The sequence below is a fragment of the Bacillus sp. ISL-4 genome, from assembly GCF_018613275.1.
In the GTDB taxonomy this organism is placed as follows: domain Bacteria; phylum Bacillota; class Bacilli; order Bacillales; family DSM-1321; genus Peribacillus; species Peribacillus simplex_E.
Map to the genome: position 1 here is coordinate 145,900 of NZ_JAGGQN010000009.1, position 11,094 is coordinate 156,993.

The 11,094-nt window shown below is 42.3% G+C and carries 9 protein-coding genes; 1 reads left to right on the top strand and 8 read right to left on the bottom strand.

The window, feature by feature from the left end; all coding sequences use genetic code 11:
• Positions 1–14: 14 nt before the first annotated feature.
• From J7J00_RS06315 to J7J00_RS06350, 8 genes are all read right to left on the bottom strand, one after another.
• Positions 15–1,499: a sodium:solute symporter family protein gene (locus J7J00_RS06315; RefSeq protein ID WP_089363538.1), complete on the bottom strand. Its 1,485-nt coding sequence runs from the start codon at positions 1,497–1,499 to the stop codon at positions 15–17.
• Entirely contained in the window at positions 1,496–1,684 is a 189-nt protein-coding gene (locus J7J00_RS06320) for a DUF3311 domain-containing protein (RefSeq protein ID WP_214788881.1), read from the bottom strand. Before J7J00_RS06320 ends, J7J00_RS06315 begins: the two co-directional genes overlap by 4 nt.
• A gap of 542 nt (positions 1,685–2,226) precedes the next feature.
• Positions 2,227–3,984, bottom strand: coding sequence for a CocE/NonD family hydrolase (locus J7J00_RS06325; RefSeq protein WP_286201209.1), 1,758 nt, complete (start codon positions 3,982–3,984; stop codon positions 2,227–2,229).
• A 220-nt stretch (positions 3,985–4,204) separates the two neighbouring features.
• On the bottom strand, positions 4,205–5,287 hold the full coding sequence (locus tag J7J00_RS06330; protein WP_214788890.1) for a tartrate dehydrogenase: 1,083 nt from the start codon (positions 5,285–5,287) through the stop codon (positions 4,205–4,207).
• Positions 5,288–5,305: 18 nt separating this feature from the next.
• Positions 5,306–6,757 carry an aldehyde dehydrogenase family protein gene (locus tag J7J00_RS06335; protein ID WP_214788893.1) on the bottom strand — a complete coding sequence of 484 codons (1,452 nt, stop codon included), beginning with the start codon at positions 6,755–6,757 and terminating at the stop codon, positions 5,306–5,308.
• Entirely contained in the window at positions 6,750–7,832 is a 1,083-nt protein-coding gene (locus J7J00_RS06340; protein WP_063235396.1) for an aromatic ring-hydroxylating oxygenase subunit alpha, read from the bottom strand. The genes J7J00_RS06335 and J7J00_RS06340 overlap by 8 nt, the downstream gene beginning before the upstream one ends.
• A gap of 90 nt (positions 7,833–7,922) precedes the next feature.
• Positions 7,923–8,171, bottom strand: a complete 249-nt coding sequence (locus J7J00_RS06345; RefSeq protein ID WP_214788895.1) for a ferredoxin — start codon at positions 8,169–8,171, stop codon at positions 7,923–7,925.
• Between the two features lie 25 nt (positions 8,172–8,196).
• A complete protein-coding gene (locus J7J00_RS06350; RefSeq protein WP_214788899.1) occupies positions 8,197–9,216 on the bottom strand; it encodes an NAD(P)/FAD-dependent oxidoreductase in 1,020 nt (339 codons plus the stop codon).
• A 293-nt stretch (positions 9,217–9,509) separates the two neighbouring features.
• Here J7J00_RS06350 and J7J00_RS06355 point away from each other — a divergent pair, with 293 nt between their 5' ends.
• A complete protein-coding gene (locus J7J00_RS06355; RefSeq protein ID WP_214788902.1) occupies positions 9,510–10,883 on the top strand; it encodes a sigma-54 interaction domain-containing protein in 1,374 nt (457 codons plus the stop codon).
• Positions 10,884–11,094: the final 211 nt, after the last annotated feature.

Genomic DNA, 11,094 nt, shown 5'->3' on the forward strand with positions numbered 1-11,094 from the left:
CACGCTTCCTTTGATCAAGAAGTGATTATTCGTTTAACCGGCTCTTCTTCCTGAATCATTTGTTGGTCTTTTCTTGTGAAAGCACTGACAGCCAGCATGACGATAAGGTTAAAGGTAATGGCGACGATTCCTATATCAAGATCCTGTATGAAATGGGGTGCCTTCGGTAATAAAGTGGCCATTGTTGCCTCTGCCAAAGTAAAGTAAGCGACTAACACCACCCCTAAAATCATTCCTGCAGAGGCCCCCGCTTTACTTACCGGGTTTCTCTTAAACAAGCTGAATACTAAAGGAGGGAAAAGTTGCAGGACAAAACTGTAAGCCATGGTCAGTAACGCAATCATCGTATTACCTCCATAGAATGTAAAGATTAAGGATACCAATGATACGATTGGAACAAATATACGGGTTAGTTTGGCAAGCTGTTCATTCGATGTGTCAGGCTTAACAGCTTTATAAATATTCTTTGATAAAATCGTGGCTGCCGTCAAAATTAACATCGAGCATGGTACAAGGGCTGCAAGCATGCCTGCTGCTCCGACAACGCCAACAATCCAGGGCGGGAAAGCATCTTTCGCGATTTTAAATAAGGCAAGGTCCGTATCTCCGCCTTGTAGATTCGGTATCTGCAAAACCGCCGTAAAACCGATAAAAAGAATGAAGACCAGAATGATTTGATACAGAGGTAAAATGGCAGAGTTTTTCCTGAGAGCTGATTCGTTTTGGGAAGATAAACTCGCTCCAAAGCAATGCGGCCACATATATTGGCCCAATGCGATGGTCAGGCAAAGGGAAATATACCAAGAGATGCTAAACCCTTCATCCGGAAGCAATAAGAATCCCGGTTTTGTTGCTTCTAGAGTTTCGAACATTGGTTGTATTCCACCGAAGTAATGTATTGGCAAATAAATGCCCAGAAACACAATTACGACAAGAATGAGGATATCTTTCAATACTGCCGTCCAAGCCGAACCGTGAATACCTGACACATATACAAAAACAGTTACGCAGAGCATTCCGATCCAAACAGCAACCGTTGGGGGAATCAATCCATATGATGCTTCGGAAACGATGATTTGAAAGCCTTTTAATTGTAATACGATATAGGGAATCATAGATAGGACCCCAATAACAGCAACCAGAAGTCCCAATGGCTTACTATTATACTTTTTTGTAAAAAAGTCAGATTGCGTCAGCACATTATGTTTTTTCGCATAGCGCCAAATAGGGGGTAAAATCCAGAAAGGAACGATGTAAGTAAGAGCGCAAAATATATAGATAGTGGGACCGCCCATACGGTATGCCGCTCCGCTGGCGCCAAGAAACACAAAAGTCGAAAACATCTCTCCTGCCATCAGAACGAACATGATTAAAGAACCGAAGTTCCTCCCCCCGACTGCCCACTGGTCAAGCTTCATTTCGCGCCCCTTTCTTGCGCGGATACCTAAGTAAAAAGCCAAAACAAGAGTCATGATGATGATTAATATGGAACTGTTCATTTATTCTCCTCCTGTCTATCACAGATCATACTGCTAATATAAAGGCAGATGGATGTCAAAATAAGCCAGGCTGTGGACCAAAAGATAATGAAAGGCAAACCGAATATATATGGCTCCACACGGTTAATCACGGATAATGAGCCAATCGCGGGTATGACGCTGAGCAGCACAATGATTTTCTTCAAATTGAAGTCCCCCTCTTAATAAATCTGTTAATGAAACGACTGTGAAAGCGCTTAAAAAAATGGGTTATGCACCTTGTTCCTTAACCACCTTCACAATGGCAGTAGCTTCACTACTAACCTCAAAAAAACCAATATTACAAATTTTCAAACTACTATTATCATTTTCTCTCTAATTAAGGTTGCAGGTCGGATTCCAGTGTAATCACCTTTTCCTTGGCTTACATATAGCATAAGAGACAAAATTATGCCTCATCTGTTATGTCATTTCCTTATGCCTGGAATCTATTATATTGGATGAACTTATCCCCCCTTCCTTTTATTATTTGCAAGAGTTATGCCAATCGCTTTTATTCATAACCATTCACCCTATAACCTTATTAATACTAGTGATTTAAGAATCCCGATGGCCTTAAAAAATTTTTTTTAATATTGATCATCTGTTTCCTGAGTTTTAATCACCTCACCTGAACTGTTTTTAACTCATTAAACAGGTGACAATGTTGAAAACAAAACATAAGGAAGTCTCCTCCCTGCATTTATAATCATTTTTCACTTGTAGGAATGATTGGCAATAGAATGTGAGAAGGAAATTCCCTGCTATGATAAATCGTTTGTCTGGCCGTTTTTGTTTCACTGCTTACAATCATTGATTTCCCTGTATTCGGGTTGGGTGCATATTGTGGGAAACTGCTTGATGAAATTTCAAGCAAGATTCGATGACCTGGAAGAAATACATTGCTTGTAGCCCACAAGTTAATTTCGTACTCAACGATTCCCCCATCCAGTTCTTTTTCAGCACGATTGCCGTTCCGGTATTTTGCGTTGACAATTCCCTCGGTTAAAATAAGCGCTGTGCCATCCGGTGATTCATCCACAAGCTTTGCAGTAAAATCAGTGTCCGCTGCATCAGTTGATGCAAACAACTTCACTTTAACCGGACCTGTTACTTCAAGTGCTTCTTTCAATGGCTCAGAAGTATAAACAAGCACGTCGTTCCGCTTTTCGATTTCACTCTGATCATATGGCCCCATTGTAAGTGGGCCGGAAAAAAGTGTAGCTCCACCCTTTGTCGGTACAGGGTTTTGGGGATCATATATATATGAATCCGTCTTTACACCCTCCTGCTCATTTCTGCTTAAGCGCCCATCACCTGTTTTCGTATTCGCTTTTCCATTACTGTGCAAATAATAACTCGTATATTCAGTCCGTTCAAGTGGCCATTCCATTTCATCACGCCATACATTAATCCCCATCACAAATATTTTAACGGGCGCTTCCTTCTCAATACCATTTTCGATGCCTTTTAGCCAGTGATTAAACCAGCGAATATGAAGGGTGGTAATATCTTCTTCAAGGTTAATCCAATCCCCGGACGCGTGCACTCCAAAAGAGCATTCACCCTGGACCGAGGAAAAAAGGCCATGGCTCCATGGACCAACAATTAGTTTTTGAGTATTGCTTAGTTGGCCATTCACCTTGTTCATTTCCACGTAATTTTCCAGAGTAGGGCCGATAAAACAATCATACCAACCGCCCAAATGAAAAGCAGGAAGCTGTATCCTATCAAATCTCCCAGTAATACTTGAATTCTGCCAATAAGTTTCGTCTTCGATTGGGTGATTCAAATGTTCAAAGAAAAAGTTATCTTCGTCCAGAACCTTTAATGGCGGCCAATCATTAATAGGTGCATATGCATACAATTCCTCAATATTGTTGAGGGAGTCAGCAAGCATTCGAAATTCTGAAGTCATTTCCTTATTTTTTTCATACTTCCGCTTCAGCAAATCAGGCACAATCGATTCCAATGTCCACGTTTCAAAAAGGCCGAGAGCAAAAGCCCCATTACGATAAACCGTTCCATTTCTTTGGTCATACAGCGTCATTGCTGGAAAAATGGCGATTAAGTGTGGAGGTTTTTTTTCTGCTGCAAGCAGCTGCGTGTATCCATAATAGGATAGGCCAAACATGCCCACTTTTCCCGTGGAATACGAGAGTGAAGCAACCCATTCCACTGTGTCGTATCCATCATCTGCTTCCTGGCTGAATGGCCGGAATTCTCCTTCTGACTGAAATCGTCCTCTCACATCCTGTATGATGACAACGAACCCATTTTCAACAAGACGATGGGTGTCCAAATAACGATGTGAATAGAGCGGTAAGTCCTTACTGTACGGAAGCCTGGTCAATAACACCGGAAAATGACCAGGCAAATTAGGTCTGTATACATCCGCATAAAGTACGGTGCCGTCCCTCATCGTGCATGGCACATTTTTTTCGACAACTATTTCAACTTTTTTCATCATGACCGCTCCTCTTAGCTATACCATTGTTTTTAAGTTACTTTTGACTTTGTATTAATGATCCCCATTCCGTGTTCCTTTCGTAAAAACAAAGAGACCAAGTGCTTTTCTTTCCAAGCCTTGGCCTCTTCCTTTTTTAAACGATTGGCTTAACACTTGGATGCATCATTATATTCCGATGACCATTCAAGTATATTGAATGATCCTTTATCAATTCACGTCAGACCTTGGATAAAATGATTGACTCGATGATATCCGTTACCCGGTCCCCCACTTCGGAAGTGGATGCCGTGCCATTCATATCGGGTGTGAACACCCGGGCTTCCAGCAACAGTTGCTCAATCGCATCAAGAACAACCTTACCATGTGATTCATAGCCAAAAAAGTCGAGCATTTGGCTTGCTGACCAAATGGAGGCAAGCGGATTTCCGATACCCCTGCCTGCAATGTCAGGAGCTGAGCCGTGAATTGGTTCGAACATCGATGGAAATTCCCTTTCAGGATTAATGTTGGCACCGGCAGCAAGGCCGATTCCTCCAGCAAGCGCTGCTCCTAAGTCTGTTAAAATATCACCGAACAGGTTCGAAGTGACAACGACCTGAAAGCGCTTCGGGTCTTTGATCATCAGCATTGCCGCTGCGTCGACAAGATATGAAGCCGTTTCGACTTCGGGATATTCCCTGCTGACCTCTTCGAATACTTGATCCCAGAAAACCATCGAATAATTCAGGGCGTTGGCTTTAGAAATGCTCGTGAGCGATCTACCTTCTTTTTTCGCGATTTCAAAAGCATATCGGATGATCCTTTCCGTCCCTTTACGGGAAAACACACCGTTTTGCAGAACAACTTCATGTTCCTGCCCTTTAAACAGCCAATCTCCTGCACCAGAATACTCACCTTCACTGTTTTCGCGGATAAACAGCATATCAATATCTTCACGTTTCACATCAACAAGAGGCAAGTGAGCCCCTTTTAATAATGTCACGGGCCGGATATTGACATACTGATCAAAACTTTTACGGATTTTCAATAATAGCTCCCATAGTGAAATATGGTCTGGAACGCCCGGAAACCCGACCGCTCCCAAATAAATCGCGTCAAACGCTTTCAGCTTTTCGATCCCATCATCATCCATCATTCTACCATTTTCGGCATAAAATTCGCAGCCCCATGGGAAGTATGTGAAATCCAATTGAAAACCTGAATCCAGTTCAGCCACTTTTTTTAATACTTTTATGCCTTCATTAATCACTTCAGGGCCAATGCCATCTCCTGCGATGACCGCAATTTTGAATTGTTTCATAAATGATCTCCTCGATTTTCAGTCTTGGTTCCAAACGATCAATTTCATTTCGGTCATTTCTTCCACAGCGTATTTAATGCCTTCACGACCAGTCCCGCTTTCTTTGACTCCGCCGTATGGCATTTGATCGACACGATAGGTCGGCACATCATTGATGATCACACCGCCTACATGCAATTCCCGTGATGCGTACAGTGCGTTTTTCACATTGTTTGTGTATATCCCGGCCTGCAAGCCAAAGCGGGAATCATTCACTTGATCAATCGCTTCCTTCACTGAACCCACTTTATTTACAATGACAACCGGAGCAAATGCTTCCTGGCATGAAACTTTTAGCGTATGATCCGCATCTGTAATAATTGTCGGCTCAAGAATGTCACCTTGCAATTTCCCCCCTGCTGCAATCGTTGCCCTACTGCCTTTAGTTTCCTCAATCCAGCCCAATACACGTGCCGCTTCCCCTTTGGAGATTAGGGCGGAAATATAGGTATCCGGATCCAATGGATCGCCAATTCTAAGTTTTTTGGCCGCAGCAGTGAATTTTTCGACAAACACTTCATACACTTCTTCATGTGCATATACACGTTGCAAAGAAATACAGACTTGCCCCTGATTAGAGAAGGCACCCATGATGCAACGATCGATAATTTTATCGATATCTATATCTTTATCAATGATTAAAGCCGAGTTCGAGCCAAGTTCAAGTGTGGTCTTTTTCAGACCAGCTTTGTTGCGGATTCCGATTCCAACGCTTGGGCTGCCCGTGAATGTGATCATGCTCACCCGATCGTTTTCTACAATCGCTTCTCCGACAGTGCCGCCCGGACCTGTCACTACATTTAATACGCCAGCCGGCAGACCCGCTTTTTCAAAAATTTCTGCGATGAAAAGTGCGGACAGCGGAGTTTGCGAAGCAGGTTTCAAAACAATGGTGTTCCCTGCAGCTATTGCCGGTCCGACTTTATGAGCCACTAAATTCATCGGGAAGTTAAATGGGGTGATGGCACCAATGACCCCGATCGGCTCTCTTAACGTGTAACCAATTCGACCAACACCGCCTATGGCTGCATCAAAAGGAATTGTTTCACCGTGAATCCTCTTAGCCTCTTCAGCCGAGAACTTATACGTTTCGATGGTCCTTCCAACTTCCGCTTTTGCGAACATGATCGGTTTGGCTGATTCACGGGAAATGATTTCTGCCGCTTCTTCCGCATTCTCTATTAATAACGCGACAGCCTTCTCCAATATATCCGCCCTTTGATAAGCTGGCATTTTTGCCATGACTTCGCGAGCATTGTAGGCGGCTGCAATCGCCTTTTCGGTCAGCACTTTATCCGCCATGGCAATTTGGGCGATTTCTTCCCCGGAAAAAGGGGAATATAGCGGGGCATAGCTTTCCGTTTCGACTTTTTCGCCATTGATCATCAGATATTGTTTCATCGATTTAAATTGATTCACTAATTTACTCATTTAGGGCCTCCAATACCATTTCATGAAATTGAACAATTGCTTTTTCCGAAGAAGAATATCTACCTTTGTTAAAGGCACGGGAGCGGAAACCGATTTGTTCCAGCTCTACAAGTTCCACATCCTCTTGTCGGACTTGTTCGGCAAACGTAACAAGATCTTTCTCTTCCTGAGTCAAATTCTCATCGCGGAAATAATATGTGTAGACAGCCAAAGTCGTTTCGTGATCAATCGGAACCATTTGAATGGTTGCCATATTTCCGGGACCTGGATAAATGGTCAACATCAAGTTAGGCCACAGCCAGAAAAAGGATCCACCCTGCATTTCCGCCTGATTTAAATCGACCGTTCCGTAATTTTTATCCGGTTTAACGATCGAACCCTGCAGTGAATAGTTATCGCAGGTAATGATTTGGTAATCATCCATATCGAGCGCTGCAACAAAGCTTGGATGTGCTACATGGCAATGGTCACATTCTAAATAGTTATCTATAAACGCTTTCCAGTTTGCCTTAATCACCCTCGTTTTTTGACTTGTTCTTTTTAGCTCACTTAAAAACGGATATTTACTTAAACGGTCAAAGAAATCGCCGTAGGATTCACTTAGCGGTTTTGCATTATCATCCAAGTTTACAAAAATTAAAGATTCCAAGATTTCCATGCGAACGGAGCGTAAACAGGCATCTTGTACACAGGCTTCATCTTCTCCTTTAAAATTCGGCGCTTTGTTCAATTTCCCATCCAATTTGAATGTCCAACCATGATAACTGCATTGTAAAATTTTCTTCTTGCCTGATTCACTTTTTTCAAGCTTAGTGGCACGATGCGGACAAACGTTATAAAAAGCGCGAATCACCTCATCCTGGCCGCGGTTCACTATGATCGGCTCGTTGGCTACTTCTGTCGTAAAGAATGATCCCACTTTTTCCAATTGGCTGACATGACCCACAAGCTGCCAAGATTTAGAGAATACTAGATCGATTTCCTTTTCGAGAACTTTCGGATCCGTGTATTTGTCATATGTCAATGTTCTTTCAAATGTACGATTTGTTACATTTTCCACCTTGTTATAAGCCATCATTCATTTCCCCCTAAAAAATGATTACTAGCATCCCTGCCATACTAGCTATTAAAATTTGATATTTTTTAATTGATCCGACCTTCCGCTTCAACCGGCTGACACTGGTATATTGGCGAAAGGTTCCGTCGCCAACTTAATCGAATCTGTCGGACAACCATCAAAAGCATCTTCCAAGTCCTCCTCCAGATCTTCGGATACTTCAGATATTCCTGTGTTGGCATCCAGGATTGAAAAAGCGATTCCTTCATCGTTATAATCGAAAATCTCCGGTGCAGTCGCTCCACATGCCCCGCAAGCGATACATGTCTCCTGATCAACTATTGTGTATGTAGCCATGTGGTTTCCCCCCCTTTTTACATAATTAAACGGACGCTGTACTTTTCTCTTTTCCTCCCATTGTGCTTGTGCTGTGCAGCGGCTGAACTTTCGCACTTGGGTCGATATGAACTTTTGCATTACTCACTGCTGTTGGAGCTTCACCGAACCCGCTAGCAATCAGCTTCACCTTACCTTCGTACGTGCAAATATCTCCTGCTGCAAATATGCCTTTGATATTCGTTTCCATTTTAGAATTGACAACGATTGAATTGTTTTCAATTTCAAAACCCCAACCCTTTATTGGCCCTATTGATGATACGAATCCATAATTGACAAGAACGTCATCGACGTCCAATTCAAACAATTTTCCACTCTTCGTATCCGTCACAATCACTTTTTCTATATTTTCATCCCCGATCAGTTCGACTGGGAGATAAGGAGTCAAGACCTCAACCTTGGATTGTTTCAAACGCTCTACACTATGTTCATGGGCACGAAATTTATCCCTGCGGTGAATGAGTGTCACTTTTTCGGCTATCGGTTCAAGCATTAGCGACCAGTCGACCGCCGAATCACCGCCACCGAACACAACCACTTTCTTATCGGCGAATTGACTCATATTCTGGACGAAATAATGAAGGTTGGCACTTTCAAATCTTTTTTCACCTTCAATTTTTAGTTTCCGAGGCTGGAATGCCCCGTTTCCAGCAGTTATGATTATCGCTTTCGTATAATGCGTTTCTTCGGATGTCGTAATGGCAAACATCCCCTCCGAAGTACGAACAATGGTCTCTACAGATTGATTAAGACAAATATCCGTTTTGAATTGACCCATTTGTTCCAGTAATCGATCGATGAGCTCTTGGGCCTGAATTTTCGGGAAACCCGCAATATCATAAATGTATTTTTCAGGATACAAAGCAGACAGCTGCCCTCCCAATTGAGGGAGACTTTCGATAATTTTCACTGAAGCTTGGCGCATCCCCGCATAAAAAGCGGTGAACAAACCAACCGGTCCTCCCCCGATAATAGTGATGTCAGAGACTTCATACTTTTCTTCCAACTCATTCCCCCCTAGATGTCTACCTTGATTTTATTCCATTAACTGGAATCACTATGTTTACATGTCAATTCATGCAATAATTATTGACATGCAAACCTAACCATTCGTCAATTTCAGCAATTGATAATTTTATATAATGCAATATGCGTGCCAAACCCGGAAAACGCCTTTAATAAACAAAATATTTAGAACTCGTTTTGAAAACGCTATCACATCGAGTTATAATTAACTCAAATTTGATGAAATCTTATTCAGAATTCACTCATTCCCTTTTGAAAAGAGAGGATTACCCTATGAAAAGTACGGATTCTACTGAAAGTGTCGAGATGACGCTCCAAACTCTATTAAAAATTCTTGATCATTCCTCAGATGAGATTTTCGTCCTTGACGGCGAAAAGCGGATTCTTTACGTCAACAAGGCATGTGAGCGCCATTATGGGCTGAAACCTACTGATGTCATTGGCAAATATAATGTGGACTTATTTGAAAAAGGATACTGGACGCCCTCCATCGTGCCTGAAGTATTTAAAAGGAAAAAGCCTTGCTACATGAAACAACAAACATATATTGGGGCTGAATTGATGACATCAGCGATTCCGATTTTAAATGATGCGGGGGAAATTGAACTGGTCGTCACTACATCCACAGAAACCCAAACGTATAAAATGTTAAAAGCGAATGAAGCAAGTAGTGAGTCGAAATTAACTCATGACGAAGATGAAACGGGGAGATTCATTACTAACAGCGGTAAAATCAACCGCATCCTCACTTTTTGTGAAAAGGTGGCACCGACCGATTCCACGATTTTGATCCAGGGGGAATCTGGAACGGGAAAAGGAGTGCTTGCCCATTTCATCCACCGGATCAGTAGGCGGAAAAGCAAACCTTTCCTGACGATCAACTGTGCAGCCATTCCGGAAGAACTGCTCGAATCCGAACTATTCGGCTATTCAAAAGGAGCTTTTACCGGTGCAAACAAAACCGGAAAACGCGGATTGATTGAATCCGCAGACGGTGGCACTGTCTTTCTTGATGAAATTGGGGAAATACCGCTCGCTCTGCAGGCAAAGCTTCTCCAAGTAATCCAGGACAAGCAATTCATTCCCGTCGGCGGCAATGAAATGAAAAAAGTCGACATCCGCATCGTCGCTGCAACAAACCAGAACTTAATAGAAATGGTCAATGATAAAAGATTCCGGGAAGATTTATTTTACCGATTGAATGTGATTGATATTCAATTGCCTCCATTGCGAGAACGTAAAGAGGACATCATTCCCCTTACGTACAATTTTTTAAATAAGTTCAATGAAAGATATCATGAAAATAAAGTCATTTCAGAAGAATGCTTGAACCTATTAATTCATTATTCATGGCCAGGCAATGTACGCCAGCTCGAAAACTTGATTGAACGGTTGGTCTTAATAAGTGACTCCGTTATCCTAATGTCCGACTTGCCAGAAATGATTACCGAAAACGTTGAAAAGGTCACACAGATTGATCTCCCCACTTCTCTCGATAAAGCACTTGATGAAACAAAACGGATATTGATCAGGAAATCTTACCAAACATATAAATCATCAAGGAAAGTCGCGAAGGACCTCTCTATCAGCCAAACGAAAGCCTCAGCGTTGATCCGGGAGTACTGTGAGGACTTAATGAATAAATAGGTACCATGGAAATGACAATGTTTGTCTAACCTTAAACAAGTCCATTTGCCCCCACCCGAAACATGCTGGCTATTCGTTGCTAGTGATCGATGGTGAATGGTAAACACTTATATTCCAATTCATACGAGCTTCCATTGTAAATCGCGACTTCTTCTTGTTTAAATCACTTAGCTATTAAATTCAGGTACGAACAATCGAGTAGGAGGAGGCG

Bases quoted from the DNA above. Each gene is read 5' to 3' on its own strand.
- J7J00_RS06315 (WP_089363538.1), bottom strand. From the start codon at position 1,499: ATGAACAGTTCCATATTAATCATCATCATGACTCTTGTTTTGGCTTTT.
- J7J00_RS06325 (WP_286201209.1), bottom strand. From the start codon at position 3,984: ATGAAAAAAGTTGAAATAGTTGTCGAAAAAAATGTGCCATGCACGATG.
- J7J00_RS06355 (WP_214788902.1), top strand. From the start codon at position 9,510: ATGAAAAGTACGGATTCTACTGAAAGTGTCGAGATGACGCTCCAAACT.
- J7J00_RS06340 (WP_063235396.1), bottom strand. From the start codon at position 7,832: ATGGCTTATAACAAGGTGGAAAATGTAACAAATCGTACATTTGAAAGA.
- J7J00_RS06335 (WP_214788893.1), bottom strand. From the start codon at position 6,757: ATGAGTAAATTAGTGAATCAATTTAAATCGATGAAACAATATCTGATG.
- J7J00_RS06330 (WP_214788890.1), bottom strand. From the start codon at position 5,287: ATGAAACAATTCAAAATTGCGGTCATCGCAGGAGATGGCATTGGCCCT.
- J7J00_RS06345 (WP_214788895.1), bottom strand. From the start codon at position 8,171: ATGGCTACATACACAATAGTTGATCAGGAGACATGTATCGCTTGCGGG.